General features: G+C 72.4%; 17 protein-coding genes. 7 read left to right on the forward strand and 10 right to left on the reverse strand.

Annotated features, from left to right (window positions below; all coding sequences use genetic code 11):
- The first annotated feature begins 126 nt into the window (after positions 1-126).
- Positions 127-516 carry a globin gene (locus tag ABZU52_RS09445; RefSeq protein ID WP_354970624.1) on the forward strand — a complete coding sequence of 130 codons (390 nt, stop codon included), beginning with the start codon at positions 127-129 and terminating at the stop codon, positions 514-516.
- A gap of 21 nt (positions 517-537) precedes the next feature.
- On the opposite strand, the gene ABZU52_RS09450 is transcribed toward ABZU52_RS09445, so the two are convergent.
- The 4 genes from ABZU52_RS09450 to ettA all read right to left on the reverse strand — a co-directional run bounded on the left by ABZU52_RS09450 (position 538) and on the right by ettA (position 4106).
- Positions 538-1122, reverse strand: coding sequence for a YbjN domain-containing protein (locus ABZU52_RS09450; RefSeq protein ID WP_354970584.1), 585 nt, complete (start codon positions 1120-1122; stop codon positions 538-540).
- A gap of 131 nt (positions 1123-1253) precedes the next feature.
- A complete protein-coding gene (locus ABZU52_RS09455) occupies positions 1254-1994 on the reverse strand; it encodes a hypothetical protein (protein WP_354970585.1) in 741 nt (246 codons plus the stop codon).
- Positions 1991-2437 (reverse strand): thioesterase family protein, encoded by a 447-nt coding sequence (locus ABZU52_RS09460; RefSeq protein WP_354970586.1) that lies wholly within the window; start codon positions 2435-2437, stop codon positions 1991-1993. The genes ABZU52_RS09455 and ABZU52_RS09460 overlap by 4 nt, the downstream gene beginning before the upstream one ends.
- Positions 2430-4106, reverse strand: a complete 1677-nt coding sequence (ettA, locus tag ABZU52_RS09465) for an energy-dependent translational throttle protein EttA (RefSeq protein WP_354970587.1) — start codon at positions 4104-4106, stop codon at positions 2430-2432. Before ettA ends, ABZU52_RS09460 begins: the two co-directional genes overlap by 8 nt.
- Positions 4107-4315: 209 nt before the next feature.
- Here ettA and ABZU52_RS09470 point away from each other — a divergent pair, with 209 nt between their 5' ends.
- The 4 genes from ABZU52_RS09470 (at position 4316) to otsB (ending at position 9138) form a co-directional block, all read left to right on the forward strand.
- Positions 4316-4600: a hypothetical protein gene (locus ABZU52_RS09470; protein ID WP_354970588.1), complete on the forward strand. Its 285-nt coding sequence runs from the start codon at positions 4316-4318 to the stop codon at positions 4598-4600.
- Positions 4597-4989 (forward strand): hypothetical protein, encoded by a 393-nt coding sequence (locus ABZU52_RS09475; protein ID WP_354970589.1) that lies wholly within the window; start codon positions 4597-4599, stop codon positions 4987-4989. Before ABZU52_RS09470 ends, ABZU52_RS09475 begins: the two co-directional genes overlap by 4 nt.
- Positions 4990-5131: 142 nt before the next feature.
- On the forward strand, positions 5132-6532 hold the full coding sequence (locus ABZU52_RS09480) for a trehalose-6-phosphate synthase (protein WP_354970590.1): 1401 nt from the start codon (positions 5132-5134) through the stop codon (positions 6530-6532).
- Between the two features lie 41 nt (positions 6533-6573).
- A complete protein-coding gene (gene otsB, locus ABZU52_RS09485) occupies positions 6574-9138 on the forward strand; it encodes a trehalose-phosphatase (RefSeq protein WP_354970625.1) in 2565 nt (854 codons plus the stop codon).
- A gap of 196 nt (positions 9139-9334) precedes the next feature.
- Here otsB and cobA read toward each other — a convergent pair whose 3' ends face one another.
- The 3 genes from cobA to cobC are packed head-to-tail and all read right to left on the reverse strand — an operon-like array spanning position 9335 to position 12841.
- Positions 9335-10627, reverse strand: coding sequence for a uroporphyrinogen-III C-methyltransferase (gene cobA, locus ABZU52_RS09490; RefSeq protein WP_354970591.1), 1293 nt, complete (start codon positions 10625-10627; stop codon positions 9335-9337).
- Between the two features lie 40 nt (positions 10628-10667).
- Entirely contained in the window at positions 10668-11756 is a 1089-nt protein-coding gene (gene cobT / locus ABZU52_RS09495; RefSeq protein ID WP_354970626.1) for a nicotinate-nucleotide--dimethylbenzimidazole phosphoribosyltransferase, read from the reverse strand.
- On the reverse strand, positions 11756-12841 hold the full coding sequence (cobC, locus tag ABZU52_RS09500) for an Rv2231c family pyridoxal phosphate-dependent protein CobC (RefSeq protein WP_354970592.1): 1086 nt from the start codon (positions 12839-12841) through the stop codon (positions 11756-11758). The genes cobT and cobC overlap by 1 nt, the downstream gene beginning before the upstream one ends.
- A gap of 121 nt (positions 12842-12962) precedes the next feature.
- Here cobC and ABZU52_RS09505 point away from each other — a divergent pair, with 121 nt between their 5' ends.
- Positions 12963-15092 (forward strand): transglycosylase domain-containing protein, encoded by a 2130-nt coding sequence (locus ABZU52_RS09505; protein ID WP_354970593.1) that lies wholly within the window; start codon positions 12963-12965, stop codon positions 15090-15092.
- Between the two features lie 82 nt (positions 15093-15174).
- Here ABZU52_RS09505 and ABZU52_RS09510 read toward each other — a convergent pair whose 3' ends face one another.
- Both ABZU52_RS09510 and ABZU52_RS09515 read right to left on the reverse strand, forming a co-directional pair.
- Complete coding sequence (locus ABZU52_RS09510) at positions 15175-15744, reverse strand: GNAT family protein (protein ID WP_354970594.1); 570 nt, start codon at positions 15742-15744, stop codon at positions 15175-15177.
- Positions 15741-17144 carry a cobyrinate a,c-diamide synthase gene (locus ABZU52_RS09515; RefSeq protein WP_354970595.1) on the reverse strand — a complete coding sequence of 468 codons (1404 nt, stop codon included), beginning with the start codon at positions 17142-17144 and terminating at the stop codon, positions 15741-15743. Before ABZU52_RS09515 ends, ABZU52_RS09510 begins: the two co-directional genes overlap by 4 nt.
- A gap of 206 nt (positions 17145-17350) precedes the next feature.
- On the opposite strand from ABZU52_RS09515, the gene ABZU52_RS09520 reads away from it, so the two are divergent.
- Positions 17351-18172, forward strand: coding sequence for an SURF1 family protein (locus tag ABZU52_RS09520; RefSeq protein WP_354970596.1), 822 nt, complete (start codon positions 17351-17353; stop codon positions 18170-18172).
- Positions 18173-18182: 10 nt separating this feature from the next.
- Here the strand turns inward: ABZU52_RS09520 and ABZU52_RS09525 are convergent, their stop codons facing one another.
- Positions 18183-19778, reverse strand: a complete 1596-nt coding sequence (locus ABZU52_RS09525) for an ATP-dependent DNA ligase (RefSeq protein WP_354970597.1) — start codon at positions 19776-19778, stop codon at positions 18183-18185.
- Positions 19779-19803: the final 25 nt, after the last annotated feature.

The following is a 19803-nucleotide window of genomic DNA, read 5'->3' on the forward strand; positions in this document are numbered from 1 at the left end:
ACCGGCATTCGGGGGTGTCGACCCGGCGTGATCCGACGCACCCCGTGCGGTCGGGTCGGCACCGGGCGCACCTGGCAGGATGGAACGGTGACTTCCGCAGGCGAATCCGACCGTCCCGGTGCGTCGATGACCCTCTTCGAGGCGGTCGGCGGCGAGCCCACCTTCCGCAAGCTGGTCGACGAGTTCTACGCCGGTGTCGCCACCGATCCCCTGCTGCGGCCCATGTACCCGGAGGAGGACCTGGGCCCGGCAGCGGACCGGATGACCCTGTTCCTGATGCAGTACTGGGGCGGGCCGAACACGTACTCCGCCCAGCGCGGGCACCCGCGGCTGCGGATGCGGCACGCGCCGTTCCGGATCGGCGCGGCCGAACGGGACGCCTGGCTGCGGAACATGCGCCGCGCGGTGGACCGGCTCGACCTTGAGCCGGAGATCGCCGGCACACTCTGGGACTACCTGGAGCGGGCCGCGTACTTCATGGTCAACGCCGAGGACGACCCGGCCACCGGCGTCTGACCCGCCCGACCCGCAGCGACGTCAGAGCAGCGCGCCCTCGTCGTGCAGCCAGTCCACGAAGCTGGTGGCGACCGCCGCGCCGCAGTCGAGCATCTCGACCAGGAGCGCGTCGTGGGTGCCGGCACCGAGTGGCACCTGAAGCTCGGCGTAGATCGGCAGTTGACCGCGCTCGGTCGGGTCACCGATGTACGCCTTGCAGAACCGGCGGGTGTGGTTCCACTCGTTGACCACCCGGTACGCCCGGTCGGCCCAGTCCGGCGGGACCGTGGCGTGCGGGCGTGCCCGCATGACCAGGATCTCGTCCTCCGGGCCTTCCAGGGTGACCAGCACCGCGTGCCGCTCCCACATCGCCAGCAGGTTGCCGTCGCCGTCGGCCAGGTAACGCACGTCGAGCAGATCGAGTGCGTCACAGACGCGGCGCAGACTCACCGCCTCGACGGTGGCGGGCATCTCGGTCAGCACGGGCCGCTCGTTGGACGGGCAGTCGTCCCCCGGCTGGCGAGGGCTGGGCGGCCCGATCCGGACCGCGCTATCGACTGTGATCCCGCTTCGGGTTTCCGGATCGCCGCCGTCGGCGGGACCGGGGCGCCATGACCACCACGGCATCGCTCGCGCACCTCACTCCCCAGCGGATCCAGACGCCTACGGTGCGTTGGATCCGAGGATGGACGGTACCCGGACAGCCGGGTTGAAGCATCCCCCCAACGACCGCCCCTGACCAGAAGAATGATCCTGGATCATCCGTTCGGACGAGCATTCAGGGGTGTCACGGCAAGATCCGTGGCCTTCTGCAACCACGCCGCTCCGTGCGGTCCCACCAGGCCGACCCAACGACCGGCCACCCGCACCTGAACGGCGTTCCCGCCCTCGCCAGCCGCCGCGCCGTCGGCGGCGCCGAGGAAGCCCATCCGGACCACCCCCTGCACCAACCGCTGCGGCACCTCGACCGGCGCGGCGGGCGAACGGTCCGGGGTGATCAGCACCGCCACGTGGTCGAGCAACGCGTCCCGCAGGGCCCGCTGGCCCACGGCGCGACCGGACACACCCTGCTCGCTCGCCGTCCGCAGGGTGCCCGCCGCCGCCTCCGCGATCCGTCGTACCTCGGCGACGGGCAGCGCCTCCACCTGATGGCTCCGCGTCGGCGGCAGCGGCCACCGCCACTGGGCGTCCCGGCGGGTCGGCAGGGCGGGGCCGCCGCGCTCCAGCTCGGCGAGCAACTCCGCAGCGGTCACCGTGACGTCCTCGGCGACGTCGGCCGGCCCACCGGCAACCGTGCGGACCACCAGAACCTGCCACGGCAGCCGGGCCCACAGGGCGACCCGGCCCGGTGCGCCGGCCGGCCGCAGCCGGACCGGCGCGACCGGATCCAACCGGACCAACCGAGCCAGGAAGGCGCCCGCGTCCGCCACCCCGGCGACACCGTGGGTGGACGCCGACGCCGCCACCCGGCCGGGCTCAGCGGCGCCCCGCCGGGTCACCCCACACCGCCCTGCGGCGCGTACGTGAGCAGGAAGTCCCGTTCCTCGGTGGTGATCCGGCGGGGCACCTGACGGGTCAGGTCGAACGGCACCAGCACCGACCGGGCCCGGCTGGCCAGCACCTCGCCGTCGTACAGCTCGTAGGCGACGGTGAACCGGGAGGCCCGGATCTCCTCCACCCACAGCTCGATCCGTACGGTGGGCGCCGCCTCCGCGGTGGCCCGGCCGAGCGCGTAGTCGACCGGGCGCAGGTAGTCGACCTCGTGACGGCGGATCACCACCCCGTCGGCGAACGAGCCGACTCCCCAGGCCCGGCCCCCGGCGAACATCAACGCGACCCGCGCCTCCTCGTACAGGGTGAGGAAGCGCGAGTTGTTGACGTGGCCGTACGCGTCCAGGTCGGACCAGCGCAGCGTGCAGTGGTAGACGAAACGGTCAGTCACGGGTCAGCTTGCGGTAGGTCACCCGGTGCGGCCTTGCGGCCTCGGCGCCGAGGCGGTCGATCTTGTTCTTCTCGTACGCCTCGAAGTTGCCCTCGAACCAGAACCACCTGGCCGGGTCCTGGTCGTCGCCCTCCCAGGCCAGGATGTGCGTGGCGACGCGGTCCAGGAACATCCGGTCGTGGGAGATGACCACGGCGCAGCCGGGGAACTCCAGCAGCGCGTTCTCCAGGCTGGACAGCGTCTCCACGTCCAGGTCGTTGGTCGGCTCGTCGAGCAGGATGACGTTGCCGCCGATCTTCAGGGTCAGCGCCAGGTTGAGCCGGTTGCGCTCGCCGCCGGAGAGCACCTTCGTCGGCTTCTGCTGGTCCGGGCCCTTGAAGCCGAACGCGGCGATGTACGCCCGCGAGGGCATCTCGACCTTGCCCACCATCAGGTAGTCCAGGCCGTCGGAGACGACCTCCCAGACGGTCTTGTCGCCGTTGAGGCCCTCACGGTTCTGGTCGACGTACGACAGCGAGACCGTCTCGCCGACCCGGACCGACCCGCCGGTCGGCTGCTCCAGCCCGACGATGGTCTTGAACAGCGTGGTCTTGCCGACGCCGTTGGGGCCGATGATGCCGACGATCCCGTTGCGCGGCAGCGAGAACGACAGGTTGTCGATCAGCAGCCGGTCGCCGAAGCCCTTGCTGAGGGTCTGCGCCTCGATCACCGTGCTGCCCAGGCGCGGACCCGGCGGGATCTGGATCTCCTCGAAGTCCAGCTTGCGGGTCTTCTCCGCCTCGGTGGCCATCTCGTCGTACCGGTCCAGGCGGGCCTTGGACTTGGTCTGCCGGGCCTTGGCGTTGGAGCGGACCCACTCCAGCTCCTCGGTGAGGCGCTTCTTCATCTTGGCGTCGCGGCGACCCTCGACGGCCAGCCGGGCGGCCTTCTTCTCCAGGTAGGTGGAGTAGTTGCCCTCGTACGGGTAGGTCCGGCCACGGTCCAGCTCCAGGATCCAGTTGGCCACGTTGTCGAGGAAGTACCGGTCGTGGGTGATCGCCATGACGGTGCCGGCGTACTTCGCCAGGTGCTGCTCCAGCCAGGAGACGCTCTCCGCGTCCAGGTGGTTGGTGGGCTCGTCGAGCAGCAGCAGGTCGGGCGCCTCCAGCAGCAGCTTGCAGAGCGCGACCCGGCGACGCTCACCACCGGAGAGCTGGGTCACGTCGGCGTCCGGCGGCGGGCAGCGCAGCGCGTCCATGGCCAGTTCGAGCTTGGAGTCGACGTCCCAGGCGTCGAGGTGATCAAGCTCCTCCTGGAGCTTGCCCATCTCCTCCATCAGCTCGTCGGAGTAGTCGGTCGCCATCTGCTCGGCGATCTTGTTGAACCGCTCCAGCTTGGCCTTGGTCTCGGCGACCGCCTCCTCGACGTTGCCGAGCACGGTCTTGGCCTCGTTGAGCGGGGGCTCCTGGGCGAGCATCCCGACGGTGTAGCCGGGCATGAGTCGGGCCTCGCCGTTGCTCGGCTTGTCCAGCCCTGCCATGATCTTGAGGAGGCTGGACTTACCGGCGCCGTTGGGGCCGAGCACACCGATCTTGGCCCCCGGCAGGAAGCTCAACGTGACGTTGTCGAGCACGACCTTGTCGCCGTGCGCCTTGCGCGCCTTTTCCAGGACGTAGATGTACTGGGCCACGGTGCGGGCTACCTCCGTCGGTTGCTGTCGCTGATCGGCGGCGCGGCGCGGGCTGCGAGGACCGCCCGCCGCCGCCGGCCGGGAGCCGGCCGCGCGCACGCCATCGTCAATCCTGACAGGTACGGCGCGCTTCGCCCACATCACCCCGCCCGAGGAGTACGCGGGCGGGCCTCCTTGCCGATGACGGTATTACCAATTAGCGTTCCCGTATGACCAAGAAGATTGCCATCAGCGTGCCGGATGACGTGGCCGACCGGTTGTCCACCGAGCCCAACGTCTCCGCCTTCGTAACCGGAGCCGTGCGCCGACAGATGGCCGGCGAAAAAACGCGGGAGGTGCTCGCGCGCGCCGGTTTCGTCATCACCGACGAGGACGTGGCCGACGCTCATGCGGAGATGGAGCAGCTCAAGGCACGCATCACCCCCGAGCTTCGTGAGCAGGCCGCCCGGCTACAGGCCGAGGTGCTAGCGGCACGGGCGAAGGCACGCCGGTGATCGCGTTCGGGTTGGCGCTGGACACGACCGCACTGCTCTCCTACTCATCCGGTGCCAAGGATGTCGGAAAGAGGATCGCGGAGGCCGCCGACTACAACAGGGATGTTCTTGTGCCCGCGTTGTGCCTCGCGGGCGCCCATGAGCGGGCCACGGCCGAGCAGTGGGAGATGCTCGAACTGCTCGGCGCGCTACCGCAGGTGCAGATCACCCCCGTCGAACCGGAAATGTGCAGCTATCTCGGCGGCTGGTCGCGCCGAATGAACGGCCGGATGGACCTGGCCCAGTTGGCGATGGACGCCGCCGCCCACCCCCTCGTTCCGATCATGACTGATCGGCGGGAGCTGCTCGGTGAGGTGCTGCCGAAGGAATGGCCGATCATCGACCTCTGATCGGTAGGCTGTCGACAAGATCACCTCCAGGATTCACCACGGAGCGGGCGGGTAGGAGACTCCGGCACGGGGCACAAGACGCCGCAGCTACGCTCAGTACGCTCATCGCGGTGGACCCGTCAGCACCCGGAGGTGGCCGATCGTGACCGTCCGTAGCTCCTTTGTCGTAGTGGCGAACCGTCTGCCGGTCGACGAGGTGAGCACACCCGAGGGCCGGCAGTGGCGACGCAGCCCCGGCGGGCTGGTCACCGCGCTGCATCCCGTGCTCGCCGAACACCAGGGCACCTGGGTCGGCTGGGCCGGTGGCACCGGCGCGGCGCCCGAGCCGTTCGACCTGGAGGGGATCCGGCTGCACCCGGTCCCGCTCAGCGCCGAGGAGTTGGAGCGCTACTACGAGGGCCAGTCCAACGCGACGATCTGGCCGCTCTACCACGACGCGGTGGAGACGCCGGCTTACAAGCGCCGCTGGCGGGAGGCGTACCGCCTGGTCAACGCCCGGTTCGCGGAGGCCGCAGCCGACGTGGCGGCCGAGGGCGCGACGGTCTGGGTCCAGGACTACCAACTCCAGTTGGTGCCGGCGATGCTCCGTGAGCTGCGCCCGGACCTGCGGATCGGGTTCTTCCTGCACATCCCGTTCCCGCCGATCGAGCTGTTCATGCAGATGCCGTTCCGCACCGAAATCCTGCGCGGTCTGCTCGGCGCCGACCTGGTCGGTTTCCAGCAGCGGCTGGCCGCCCAGAACTTCGTCCGGTTGGCCCGGCACCTGCTCGGGCTGCGCTACGAGGGCCAGATGATCCAGGTCGACGGTCGGCAGGTGAAGGCGGGCGCCTTCCCCATCTCGATCGACACCCAGGAGATGGAGCGGATGGCCGCCGACCCGGCGATCCAGGCCCGGGCCAAGCAGATTCGCGCCGAACTGGGCGACCCGAAGACGATAATCCTGGGCGTGGACCGGCTGGATTACACCAAGGGCATCGAGTTGCGACTCAAGGCCTTCCGGGAGCTGCTGGCTGACGGAAAGTTGACAGTTCCCGACGCGGTCATGGTTCAGGTCGCCACACCCAGCCGCGAGCGCGTGGAGCACTACCAGGCACTACGGGTCAAGGTCGAGCGCGAGGTCGGTCGGATCAACGGCGAGTTCGGGCGGGTCGGCGTGCCGGCGGTCCATTACCTCCATCAGTCGTACAGTCGCAGTGAGCTGGCGGCGATGTACGTTGCTGCCGACGTGATGATGGTGACCCCGCTGCGAGACGGCATGAACCTCGTGGCGAAGGAATACGTAGCATCACGTGGCGATCAAGGTGGCGCGCTCGTACTCAGTGAGTTCGCCGGCGCCGCCACCGAGCTCCGCCAGGCATTTTTGTGTAACCCGCACGACCCGGACGCGGTCAAGGACGCCCTCCTCCGGGCAGTGCACGTGGAGAAAACCGAGGCACGCCGCCGGATGCGGACAATGCAACGTCACCTGCGTACCCACGACGTGGGCCACTGGGCCAAGTCTTTCCTCTCGGAGCTCGGAGTTCCCGAGGCGGAGGCCGAGTGAACACGTCCGTCAACGATGGGGCGGCAATCGCCACCGGGGTCATGGACCCTGAGTTGCGCTCCGCCATCGGCCGGATCGCCCGGGTCCCCCAGCTCCTGGTCGCCTGCGACTACGACGGCACGCTCGCGCCGATCGTGGAGGACCCGAGCACGGCCGTTCCGCTGCCCGAGTCGGTGGCCGCGGTCCGCGCACTCGCCGCGCTGCCGCAGACCACCGTGGCGGTGGTTTCCGGTCGGGCGCTGCGCGACCTGGCCGCGCTCTCCCGGCTGCCCAGCGAGGTGCACCTCGTCGGCAGCCACGGCTCCGAGTTCGACATCGGTTTCGTCGAGCGGCTCTCACCCGAGCTGGTCGCGGTCCGCACCCAGGTCCGCAACGCGCTGCGCGAGATCGCCGCCGAGCATCCGGGCATCCGGCTGGAACGCAAACCGGCCAGCGTCGCCATGCACACCCGGGGAATCGACCCGCAGGTGGCGGCCTCGGCCATCGAGGCCGTGCTGAATGGTCCGGCCACCTTCGACGGCGTCACGGTGACCCAGGGCAAGGAGGTCATCGAGCTCTCCGTCGTGGCCACCCACAAGGGCACTGCGGTCGACCAGCTCCGGACCCAGCTCGCCGCCAGCGCGGTGCTGTTCATCGGCGACGACATCACCGACGAGAACGCGTTCGGCAACCTGCACGGCCCCGACCTCGGCATCAAGATCGGCCCCGGTGACACCCAGGCCAACTACCGGGTGGCCGACCCGTTGGAGGCCGCACGGGCACTGGCCCTGCTGCTGGAGACCCGGCGGCACTGGCTGTTCGGCGAGCGGGCGGTGCCGATCGAGCGGCACTCCATGCTGGCCAACGGTCGTACCGTCGCTCTGCTCACCCCCGACGCCAAGGTGAGCTGGCTCTGCCACCCCAAGCCGGATTCGGCGGCGATCTTCGCCGACCTGGTCGGTGGCAGCCCGGCCGGCCACTTCAGCATCACCCCGGAACGTGGCGGCATCCCGCTGGGCCAGCGCTACCGCTCCGGCACGATGACGGTGGAGACCCGGTGGTCCGGGCTCACCGTCACCGACTGGCTGGACAAGCCGGCCCGGGAGACCACCCCGGACGACAGCCCGGCGGTCATCACCGGCGACTCGACCCTGGTCCGGGTGCTGACCGGCAGTGGCAAGGCCAGGGTGGAGTTCGTGCCGAGGCCGGAGTTCGGCCAGGTGGCCGTCCAGTTGCAGCCGCTCGGCGACGGCCTGCTGGTGCTCGGCTCCAACGAGCCGGTCGCGCTCTACTCCCCCGGCGTGCAGTGGGAGGTCGGCAACGACGGTGGGTACGAGACCGCCAAGGCGATCGTCGACCTCTCCGCCGCCGGTGGGCAGGTCGTGCTGGAGCTGCGCTTCGGCACGCACAGCCTGGAGCACCACCGGGTGCCGATCCACGAGCGGCAGGCCGCCGCCGAGCAGCCGTGGAAGGACTGGGTGGCCTCGCTGCGGCTGCCGTCCACCTCCCGTGACCTGGTCGCCCGCAGCGCCCTCACCCTGCGCGGTCTCTGCCACGAGGCCACCGGCTCGATCCTGGCGGCGGCCACCACCTCGCTCCCCGAGGAGCTGGGCGGCGTCCGCAACTGGGACTACCGCTACTGCTGGCTGCGCGACGCCGCGCTGACCGCCCGCGCGCTTGTCGACCTCGGCTCCATCGAGGAGGCCGAGGCGTTCCTGCGCTGGGTGGACGGCTGCATCGAGCGCACCGGTGGGCACCCGGAGCGGCTGCACCCGCTCTACACCATCGACGGCTACGAGCTGGGCGCCGAGGCGGTCATCGACACGCTGCCCGGGTACGCCGGCTCCCGGCCGGTCCGGGTCGGCAACCTGGCCAACCACCAGTTGCAGTTGGACGTCTTCGGCCCGATCGCCGACCTGATCGCGGCCGTCGCGGACGCCCGCGGCTCGGTCCGCGACGACGAGTGGCGGGTCCTGGAGAACATGGTCGAGGCGGTCCGCCGCCGCTGGCACGAGCCCGACCACGGCATCTGGGAGGCCCGGCTGCCACCCCGGCACCACGTCTTCTCCAAGGTCATGTGCTGGATGACCGTGGACCGGGCGCTGCACGTGATGCGCGAGCACGGCGGCGAGGATCGGCCCGAGTGGAAGGACCTGCGGGACCGGATCGGCGCCAACGTGCTGGAGCACGGCTGGCACTCCGACGTCGAGGCGTACAGCGTCGCGTACGGGGACGAGGACATGGACGCCTCGTCACTCTGGATCGGGCTCTCCGGCCTGCTTCCGGGCGACGACCCGCGTTTCCTCTCCACGGTCCTGCGGATCGAGGCGGACCTGCGCAGCGGCCCGGTCGTCTACCGCTACCACTGGGACGACGGCCTGCCCGGCCGTGAGGGCGGCTTCCACATCTGCACGGCGTGGCTGATCGAGGCGTACCTGCGCACCGGCCGCCGCACCGACGCCGAGGAGCTGTTCGCGCAGATGGTGCTGACCGCCGGCCCGACCGGGCTGCTCCCCGAGCAGTACGACCCGCTGGCCGAGCGCGGCCTGGGCAACCACCCGCAGGCGTACAGCCACCTCGGGCTGATCCGCTGTGCCCTGCTGCTGGACAACATGCTCAAGCAGTAGTTCGACCGACAGACCACGACGGGGCCGGAGCAGCGCTGCTCCGGCCCCGTCGTCGGTCCGTGACCCCCGTCGCCTGAAGTCGTGCAGCGGTCAACTGGAGATCTTGGACAGTTTCCGTTAGCACGGAACGGAAACTGTCCAAGATCTCGCCCGCCGGCCCGTTGCGGGCGTAGGTCGAAGCGGGAGGCCCGGACCCTCAGGCGTCGAGGGCAGCCACCACGTCGCCCACCACCACGACTGCGGGTGGGCGGAGGTCGGCGGTCAGCACATCGGCGGCTACCTCGCCGAGCGTCGACCGCAGCACCCGCTGCGCGCCCGTCGTGGCCTCCTGCACCACGGCGGCCGGCGTCTGCGGGGACCGACCGTGGGCGATCAGGGTGGCCGTGATGGCGGCGAGGTTCTTCAGCCCCATCAGGATCACCAACGTGCCGCGCAGACCGGCGAGGGCGTCCCAGCGCACCAGCGAAGCCGGCGAGTCGGGTGCCAGATGCCCGGAGACGACAGTGAACTCGTGCGCCACCCCCCGATGGGTGACCGGGATTCCGGCCGCCGCCGGCGCGGCGATCGAACTGGTCACCCCGGGCACGACGGTCACCGGCACGCCGGCGGCCGCGCAGGCCAGCAACTCCTCGCCGCCGCGACCGAAGACGTACGGGTCGCCGCCCTTGAGACGCACCACGAACGCGCCCGCCAGCGCGCGGTCCACCAGGATCTGGTTGATCTCCTCCTGGGCCCGGGACGGGCCGTAGGGGATCTTCGAGGCGTCCACCAGCTCGACGTCCGGGCGCAGCTCGTCCAGGAGCAGGCCGGGCACCAGCCGGTCGGCGACCACCACGTCCGCCTCGGTGAGCAGCCGCCAACCCCGCACGGTGATCAGCTCCGGGTCCCCCGGCCCCGCGCCGACCAGCGCCACCCGCCCGATCTGCCCCCCGGTCGTCCCGGTCGTCGCCCCGGCACCGAGCCCGCCAGGCGGCGCAGCGACGGCACCGGCCTGGCCAGGCAGCGCAGCGGCGGCAGCGGCAGCGGCAGGTGTCAGGCGGACGGCGAGCAGGTCGCGGATCGCGTCGCGGACGGTCATCGCCCGTCGGGGGTCGCCGCCGCCGAGCACCGCCACGGTGACCGGGCCGTGCCGCGTTACCGCCGGGGTCCAGGCGGTGGCGGCCGTCCGGTCGTCGGCCCGGACGCAGAAGATCCGCCGCTCGGCGGCGGCGGCGCTCACCGAAGCCGCCGCCATCGGGTCGTCGATGGCGACCTGGACCAGCCACGCGCCGTCCAGGTCCTCGGGCTGGAACCGGCGCGGCACCCAGTGCAGCCGACCCGCGTCGGCCCGCGCGCGCAGCGCCGGGGTCAGCTCCGGGGCGACCAGCAGCACGTCCGCACCGGCGTCCAGCAGCGCGGGTACGCGCCGGGTGGCGACCGCGCCGCCACCCACCACGACCACCCGCCGCCCGTCGAGCCGCAGACCGAGGGGGTACGGATTGGAGGTCACCCAGCACCACCGAGGCGGACGGCTCGTTCGTCGCCCGTGATCACTTCTCGGCCACCCCGGCGGAGTCGAAGGTGGCCACCTCGTGCAGCACCCGCACCGCGCCGGTGACCACGGGCAACGCCAGCAGCGCTCCGGTGCCCTCGCCGAGGCGCAGCCCCAGGTCGATCAGCGGGTCGAGGCCGAGATGGCGCAGCGCCACCGTGGCACCGGGCTCGGCCGAGCGGTGGCCGGCGACCATGGCGCAGACCGCCGCCGGGGCGAACGCGGCGGCGGCGAGCGCGGCCGAGACCGCGATCACGCCGTCCAGCAGCACCGGCGTGCGGCGCGCGGCGGCGCCCAGGATCAGCCCGGCCAGGGCGGCGTGCTCCAGGCCACCGACGGCGGCCAGCACGCCCAGCGGGTCGGCCGGGTCGGGGGTGTGCCGGGCCAGCGCAGCCCGCACCACCGCCACCTTGTGCGCGTACGTCGGGTCGTCGACGCCGGTGCCCCGACCGGTGGCGTCGAGCGCGTCGGCGCCGGTGAACGCGGCGATCAGCGCGGCGGCCGGGGTGGTGTTGCCGATGCCCATGTCCCCGGTGAGCAGGATGCCGGCGCCGGCGTCGATCAGCTGGTCGGCGATCCGAATGCCGGTCTGCACCGCCGCCAATGCCTCGTCCCGGGTCAGCGCCGCGGTCACCATGAGGTCGCGGGTGCCCCGGCGGACCGACGCGACAACCAGCCGGGGCACGGCCGGGTCGAGCACGGCCGGGTCGGAGCCGGCCGGGTCGGTGGGCAGCGGGGTGGCCACGCCGACGTCGACCACGGTGACCGCCGCACCGGCCTGCCGGGCGAACGCGTTGACCACCGCTCCACCGGCCAGGAAGTTGCCGATCATCTGCGCGGTGACCTCCTGCGGCCAGGGGCTCACCCGCTGGGCGTGCACCCCGTGGTCACCGGCGAAGATCGCCACCGCGGCCGGCTCGGGCAGCGGCGGCGGGCAGGCCCCGGCCAGGCCGGCGAGGCGTACCGAAAGCTCCTCCAGCACGCCCAGCGAGCCCGCCGGCTTGGTCAGCCGGCCGTGCAGCTCGCGGGCGGCGGCCATGGCCGCTTCGTCCGCCGGGCGGATCGCCGCGATCGTGGTCTCCAGCATCATGCCTCCATGATCTCGCGCAGCACGTCGATGAACGCGTCGGTGGTGTTGCGGTCGCGTACCGCCACCCGCAGCCAGTCCGGGCCGAGGCCGGGGAACGTGTCGCCTCGGCGCACCGCCCAGCCGCGCTCGCGCAGGGCGGCCCGTACGACTGTCGCACCCGGTAGGTGCAGCAGGACGAACGCGCTGGCGGGACGGCCGACGACGCGTACACCGGGCAGGTCGGTGAGGCGCGCGACCAGGTGGTCGCGGTCGGCGGCGAGGTCGGCGGCGATCGCGCGTTCGGCCTGGACCGCGACGGCGCTGGCACAGGCCGACGCGGCCGCCAACGCGGGCGTGGAGACGGCCCAGAGCGGCTGGACGGCGGCCAGTCGGGACAGCAGCTCCGCCTCACCGAGCAGGTAGCCGATCCGCAACCCGGCCAGGCCCCACGTCTTGGTGAGGCTGCGCACCACGAGCAGTCCGGGCAGGTCGCGGCGTTCGGCCAGCGACTCCGGTTCGCCGGGGTGCCCGGGGGCGATGGTGGTGTCGGCGAACGCCTCGTCGACCACCAGCACCCGGCCGGGGCGGGCCAACGCGGCCACCGTCCGGGCGGGGTGCAGCACCGAGGTCGGGTTGGTCGGGTTGCCGATCATCACGAGGTCGGCGTCGGCGGGCACCCGGGCCGGGTCGAGCCGGAAGTCGTCGGCGGCGTCGAGCAGCACCCGCTCGACCGGGTGCCCGGCGGCCCGCAGCGCCGCCTCCGGCTCGGTGAACTGGGGGTGCACCACCACCGGGCGGCGGACGCCGCGCAGCGCCTGGGCGATCAGCACGAAGCCCTCGGCGGCGCCGGCGGTGAGCAGCACCTCGTTCGGGTGACGGCGGTGTCGGGCGGCGACCGCCGCCCGGGCCGGCGCCGGGTCCGGATAGCGGGCCAGCTCGGTCAGGGTCGCGGCGATCGGGTCGGCCAGCCAGCCGGGCGGCCGCGCCCGACGGACGTTCACGGCGAGGTCGATCAGGCCGGCGGTGGCCTCGGCGTCGCCGTGGTGCGCGAGGTCCGGCTCCGCCCCGGGACGTGGGGCGACCGCGCGCGGCTGATCAGACATGTCCGCGATCCTGCCGGGAAGGTGGCCGGCGGAACAGTCGATCCCGACGTAAGCCGCGTCACCACTCGCCGGTTTAAGAGTTTTTCTCATGTACGAATCGGAAATGTCATAACTTGACCAGGTGAACAACCGAGCCCTTGCTGCCGCTGGTCGCCTCGTCCCTCTCCTGCGTGCCGGGCTGATCGCCGCAATCGTGATCGCCGCCGCCGCGTACCCACTGGTCGCCCTGACCGGGCTCGGCGCGAAGGCCACAGCGCACGCCGTGGACCAGAAGACCCGGCTACTGAAGACCGCCGTGCCCGCCGAGACCTCGTACGTCTACGCCCCGGACGGCAGGACCGTGCTGACCCTGTTCTACGAGGAGTACCGGCAGTACACCAAGCTGTCGGACATGTCGCCGAACATCCAGCAGGCGATCGTCGCCGCCGAAGACTCCCGCTTCTACCAGCACCACGGCGTCGACCCGAAGGGCGTGGCCCGCGCCTTCGTCTCCAACGCCCGCTCCGGCGGCTCCCAGGGCGCCTCGACGCTGACCATGCAGTACGTCCGAATGGCCCTGCGGGACAGCGCGACCACGCCCAAGGAGGTCCAGGAAGCCACCCAGCAGACCAGCCTGCGCAAGGTCAAGGAGATGCGGATGGCGCTGGACCTGGAGAAGGAACTGAGCAAGGAACAGATCATGGAGCGCTACCTGAACTCGGCGTACTTCGGGCACCGGGCGTACGGCATCTACGCGGCCAGCGAGATCTTCTTCTCCAAGACCCCGAAGGACCTCACCCCGGTCGAGGCCGCCACCCTCGCCGGACTGGTCAAGTCCCCGTCCGAGTACGACCCGGCCGACTCCGACCAGAAGGATGCCACCGGGCGGCGCAACTACGTGCTGGACCGGATGAGCCAACTCGGCTACCTCTCCCCCGACTCGGCCGCCGCCGCCAAGTCCGAGCCGATCGGGCTCAAGCTGACCACCCCGCCGCACGACTGCGCCGCGGTGCCGGAAAAGTACAACAGCTGGGGCTTCGCCTGCGACTACCTGAAGAACTGGTGGAGCGCACAGCCCGCGTTCGGGGCGAGCCGGCTGGAACGGATGGACAACCTGCGCCGGGGCGGCTACCGGATCGTGCTCAGCCTGGACCCGAAGATCCAGGAGGCGGCGGAGAAGAGCGTCGGCACCAAGGAAGCCACCGGCAGCCCGTTCGCCAACGGCATCGTGGTCTCCGAGCCGGGCACCGGGCGGGTGAAGGCGATGGCGGTGAACCGGACGTACTCACTGGACCTGGCCGACAACCCGCAGAACTCCAACCCCGAAGCCGGACCCAACATGAAGGCCAACTACCCGAACACTGTGGCACCACTGCTCGGCGGCGGCGACCTGGCCGGCTACCAGGCCGGGTCGACGTTCAAGATGTTCCCGATGTTGGCCGCGCTGGACTCGGGGATGACCCTCTCCACCTCGTTCAACGCGCCCTACCGCTACAAGTCGGCCGTGTACGACGGCTGGGCACCCTCCAACGCCAGCGGTGCCATGACCGGCCAACAGACCATGTGGTCCGGCTTCGGCAAGTCCGTCAACACGTACTTCGTGTGGCTGGAGGAGAAGGTCGGCGCGGACCGGGCGGTCCGGCTGGCCGAACAGCTCGGACTGCGCTGGCGCACCGACGTCGACCGGGAACACGCAGCCCCGGACAAGGCGAAGAAGTGGGGCGCGTTCACCCTGGGCGTCTCCGACGCCACCCCGCTGGAGATGGCGAACGCGTACGCCGCCATCGCGGCCGACGGCCGCTACTGCGAGGCCATCCCGGTGCAAGCGATCATGAACCGGGACGGCACGCCCGCCACCTACGCCACCCCGGGCGGCCTGCACCGGGAGGTGGCCAAGCCGCGCTGCCGACAGGTGGTGAGCGCGGACGCCGCGCGGGCGGCCACCGACGCGGCCCGCTGCCCGACCGGAGACACCCCGGCGCGCGGCAGCTGCGGCGGCTGGTCCACCGCCGACAGCGTGCGGGGCACCGTCGGACGCCCGGTGGCCGGCAAGACCGGTACGACGGACAGCACCCGCTCCGCCTGGTTCGTGGGCTACACCCCCGAGTTGGCCGCGGCGAGCTTCATCTCCGACCCGGACAATCCGTTCAACGCGGTCGGTGACGGGCAGTCCCAGATCCCGATCGCGGCGGTTTCGGAGACTCTGCGCGACGGCCTGAAGGGCAAACCGACCCGCCAGTTCACCCCACCATCGGACGCCATCGTCGGCTGACCGACGCGCAGGTCAGCGCAGGTCAGCGCAGGTCAGCGCAGGTCAGCGCAGGTCAGCGCAGGTCGGCGCAGGTCAGCGCAGGTCAGCGCAGGTCGGCGGCGACGAACGACCAGAGCTCCAGATCGACCCGGCCGCCGCTGACGAAGCCGGCGTTACGCAGCAGACCCTCGTAGCTGAACCCGGCCTTTTCGGCGACCCGGCGGGAGGCCAGGTTGCCGGGTGCCACCCGCAGCTCGACCCGCTGGAAGCCGTGCTCCAGGATCAGCGCGATGGCCACCGCGTCGACCGCCTCGGCGGCGAAGCCGAAGCCCCGCGCGTGCGCCGCCATCGCGTAGGAGATCTCGGTGAGGCGGGCGCCCCAGTCGGTACGCCGGGTCCACAGCGAGCCCACCACCTGGTCGTCCTCCCGCCGGAGCACCGCGTAGTGGTCACCCTCCCCGCTGTCGCGCCGCTGTCGGGCCAGATCGGTGCACCAGGCCAGCCCGTCGATCGGGCCGGAGTCGTCGGGCAGCGGCAGCCAACGCCGGGTCAGCTTGTCCGCGAAGATCTCCCCGGCCGCCCCCGCGTCGGCCGCCGTGAGCTGACGCACCTCGGTACGCGGGGTGGAGACGGTCAACGCCGGGAACCGGCGCACCGCCACCTGACCGATCACACCGACACCCCGCCCGGCTGGGCGGGCACCACCTCGCTCGTCAGGTCGGCCGCCGCCGCGGTGACCAACCGGGCCGCCGTCGCCGGATGGCTCGCCCAGTGCAGGGTGAGCTGCGAGGCGTGCACGTTGCGCCAGACGAAGCCCTCCGGCGCGCCGCCGTCCCAACTCCAGGCCGGACGCTGACCGGCGCGCGGAGTGAGCACCGCACGATGCGCCTTGTGCCCGACCAGCACCGTGCCGGCGGCGGCGACCACGCTGTCGGTCTGGGCGGTCGCCTCCCGGTAGCCGGCCACCACCCCGTCCCGGCTGACCCCGACCGCGTCCAGCACACCGCACATCGGCAGCCCGTCCAACTCCCGGGCCAGCCAGAGCAGCCCGGCGCCCTCGGCGATCACCGGACGCCCGGTCCGCGCCAACTCGGCCACCGCGATGCAGAGCCGCCGGTTGGCCGACAACTGCTGGGCGTACGCCTCGGGCAGCGCGCCGCCGACGACCAGCGCGCGGGTGCCGACCGGCAGCGCCTCGTCACGCAGCGGGTCGAGGACGACGACCTCGGCGCCGGCGGCCCGGAGCAACTCGGCGGTCTCCGGGTGGCTGAAGCTGCCGCCCGGCCCACCCGCCACCGCCACCAGTGGGCGGTTCGCCGGGGCGGTGAACGTGCCGAGGGCCTCCTCGGGAGACCAGGCCGGCGCCGGCAGCGGCGGGGCGGAGCGGGCCAGCCCGAGCAACCGTTCCAGGTCGACAGTGGCGGCGACGGCCTCGCCCAGCCGGCGCACCGCACGGGCGGCGTCGGCCGAGTCGTCGACCACCGGCGCCACCCCGTGCCGCCGCGACGGCAGCACCGCCGGCAGGTCCTGCCGACGCAGCGCGCCGTAGACCGGCACCCCCACGTCGTCCAACGCCTCGCGCAGCATCCCCTCGTGCCGCGACGACGCCACCCGGTTGAGGATCACCCCGCCGAGCCACAACTGCTCGTCGTACGAGCGGAAACCGTGCACCAGGGCCGCCACCGACTGACCCATCGCGGCCACGTCGACGACGAGCACCACCGGGCTGCGCAGCGCGGCGGCCGCGGCGGCCGTGGACTCCTGCTCGGGACGGCCACCGACCGAGTCGTACAGCCCCATGCTGCCCTGCACCACGGCCAGCCCGGCACCGGCGGCACCGTGCGCCACCAGCGGGGCGAGCCGGTCGAGGCCGACCAGCCGGGGGTCGATCACCCGACCCGGCCGACCGGAGGCGAGGCCGAGGTAGGCGGCGTCGACGTGGTCCGGCCCGAGCTTGAACCCGGCGACGTCGACTCCTCGCTCGGCCAGGGCGGCGAGCAGCCCGATCGCCAGCGCGTTCTTACCGTGCCCGGAGGACGGCGCGCTGAGCACCAGGCGCGGCACGACGGTCATCATCGACTCCTCGCGAGCGGCAGCGGGTACGCGACGGGACGACCGAGGCCGATCCGTCGGCGTGACGATACCCGCCCGGCTGGAGGCGCGAGCACCGCCAACCGGGGCAGGCGGCCCGGCCCTGGCAGCGCCCCCGGGCGTCGTTCCCGGCCCGCTTCGGCCCGGTCCAGGTCAGTGGCGCCGGTCATACGAGTAGCCTCGGTGCCGTGTACCGGTTCCTGCTGAGCCCACGCTGGCTGGGCGCTCTCGCGCTGACCCTGGTCGCCGCCGCCGTCATGGTGTTCCTCGGCAACTGGCAGCTGGACCGCTACCGGGGGCGCACCGAGGTCAATGAGCGGATCGACGCGGGCCAGCGGATGGCCCCCGCGCCGCTCGCCGACGCGCTGCGCGCTCCCACCGGCGGCCCGGGGACGACGGGCCCGGCGCCCGCCGAGGACAAGGTCTGGACCCGGGTCAGCGTCACCGGCCGGTACGACCCCACGAACACCGTGCTGGTCCGTGGCCGGACGGTGGACAGCCGGGTCGGCTTCGAGGTGCTCACCCCGCTGGTGCTCACCGACGGCACGGCGCTCCTGGTGGACCGGGGCTGGATCCCGCCGGCGCCCGGTGGGGCGACCGCCCATCCGTCGGTGCCGGCAGCGCCGACCGGCGACGTCACGGTTGTCGGTCGGGTGCACGAGACCGAGAGCGGTGCCGGCGCGGTGGCCCGACGCGACGGGGTGCTGGAGATCCGGCGGATCGGGGTGTCCCGGCTGGCCGGCGAGCTGCCCTACCCGGTCTACGGCGCTTACCTGCTGCTCGACGAGCAGACCCCGGCAGCCGATCCGTTGTTCAAGGCGGTGCCGGTCGGGCACGCCAACAACTGGCAGAACTTCGGCTACGTCGTGCAGTGGTGGCTCTTCGCGGTGATGGCCCTCTTCGGCTACGGCTGGGTGGCCCGTCGGGAGGCCCGCCGGGCCGCCGGCATCGGCACCCCTCCGGCTCCGCGGGACCGGGCCGCCGAACCGACGCCTGTCGCATCCGCCTGACCGCGACCCGTCAGCCGCTGCTGACCCGGCCGGCGTGGATGGCGCGGACCGCGTCGATGGTGTCCGCCTCGGCGGCGGATTTGTCGTCGCGATAGCGCACCACCCGGGCGAACCGCAGGGCCACCCCACCGGGATAGCGCGAACTCGTCTGCACCCCGTCGAAGGCGACCTCGACCACCTGCTCGGGCCGGACCCGGACCACCCAGTCGCCGCGTTCCACGGCGAGGTCGAGGAACCGCTCGGTCTGCCACCGCAGCAGCTCGTCGGTGAGCCCCTTGAACGTCTTGCCGAGCATCACGAAGTCGCCGGTGCGCGCGTCACGCGCGCCCAGATGCAGGTTGGACAGCCAGCCCTTGCGTCGGCCGCTGCCCCACTCGACGGCGAGCACCACCAGGTCGAGGGTGTGCCGGGGCTTGACCTTGACCCAGGCGGCACCGCGCCGGCCGGCGTCGTAGGGGGCGTCCGGCGCCTTGACCACCACGCCCTCCTGCCCAGCGTCGAGCGCGGCGGCGAACGCGGCGGCGGCCTGCTCCGGACTGTCGACCTCCATCCGCCCGACCAGCAGCGACGAATCCACCGAACCGGCGAGGGCGGCCCACCGCTCGCGGCCGGGCAGGTCGATCAGATCCTGGCCGTCGAGGTGCAGCAGGTCGAAGAAGTACGGGGTGAGCACCGTCGCGCCCGTGCTGGCGGCCGCCGCGAGCACCGCCGGGGCGACCGGGGTGCCCCCGGTGGTGCTGGGGGTGGTGCGTCGGGCGGCCCGGCTGGACGTCTGCTGGAACGGCAGTGGGCGGCCGGTCTCGTCCAAGCCGATCGCCTCGCCGTCGAGGACCAACTCCCGGCCGGGCAGGGAACGGACCGCGGCGACCACCTCGGGCACCCGGGTGGTGATCTCATCGAGGCTGCGGGTGAACACGGCGATGTCGGCGCCGGAGCGGTGCACCTGGATGCGGATGCCGTCGAGCTTCACGTCGACCACCGCCGGCGTGCCGGTCGCGGCGAGGGCCTCGTCGACCGAGGGGGCGCTCTGCGCGAGCATCGGCGCCAGCGGCCGGCCCACCTGCAGACCGAACCCGGCCAACTCGGCCGCCCCACCGGTCAGCGCGGCCACCGCCACCGCCCGGAGATCACCGGCGAGCAGCAGCGCCCGACGGACCGCCGCCACCGGCACCTCGGCGGCCCGGGCCACCGCGTCGGCGAGGAGCCCGGCCTGGGCGCCCTGGCGTAGCTCGCCGCTGAACAGGCCGGTGAGCAGGCGCTGCTCGTCGGCCGTCGCCGCCGCGTAGAGGGCACCGAGCAGCGCCCGACGCCGAGCCTGTGAGCCAGAGCCGTGCACCGCGGCGATCTGCGCGATGGCCGCGTCCACGGCGGCCACCGTCAACGTCGGCTCGGCGGCCGGTGGCGGCAGGTCACGCAGGCTCGCGTAGCCGACCCCGGTCTGCCGTTGGCGCAGCTCACCGGCGAGGTAGCCGGCACCGGGCTCCACCTCGCCGGGGTCGAGCCGGCGCAGCGCGTCAGCGAGCAGCTCCACCTTTGCCCGTCGGCCACTGGTGGCGCCCACGGCCGCGGAGGTGGCTGCCAGATCGAGGAACCGCACGCAGCTCATCCTGCCAGTCACCTCCGACACCGCC

The sequence above is a fragment of the Micromonospora sp. NPDC005220 genome (assembly GCF_040607895.1).
Taxonomy (GTDB): domain Bacteria; phylum Actinomycetota; class Actinomycetes; order Mycobacteriales; family Micromonosporaceae; genus Micromonospora.

What these genes read in the sequence shown, in the direction of transcription:
- ABZU52_RS09450 (WP_354970584.1), bottom strand. Translation starts at nt 1,122, where the DNA reads ATGCCGTGGTGGTCATGGCGCCCCGGTCCCGCCGACGGCGGCGATCCG.
- ABZU52_RS09445 (WP_354970624.1), top strand. Translation starts at nt 127, where the DNA reads ATGACCCTCTTCGAGGCGGTCGGCGGCGAGCCCACCTTCCGCAAGCTG.
- ABZU52_RS09470 (WP_354970588.1), top strand. Translation starts at nt 4,316, where the DNA reads ATGACCAAGAAGATTGCCATCAGCGTGCCGGATGACGTGGCCGACCGG.
- cobC (WP_354970592.1), bottom strand. Translation starts at nt 12,841, where the DNA reads ATGTCTGATCAGCCGCGCGCGGTCGCCCCACGTCCCGGGGCGGAGCCG.
- ABZU52_RS09525 (WP_354970597.1), bottom strand. Translation starts at nt 19,778, where the DNA reads ATGAGCTGCGTGCGGTTCCTCGATCTGGCAGCCACCTCCGCGGCCGTG.
- ABZU52_RS09515 (WP_354970595.1), bottom strand. Translation starts at nt 17,144, where the DNA reads ATGACCGTCGTGCCGCGCCTGGTGCTCAGCGCGCCGTCCTCCGGGCAC.
- cobT (WP_354970626.1), bottom strand. Translation starts at nt 11,756, where the DNA reads ATGCTGGAGACCACGATCGCGGCGATCCGCCCGGCGGACGAAGCGGCC.
- otsB (WP_354970625.1), top strand. Translation starts at nt 6,574, where the DNA reads ATGGACCCTGAGTTGCGCTCCGCCATCGGCCGGATCGCCCGGGTCCCC.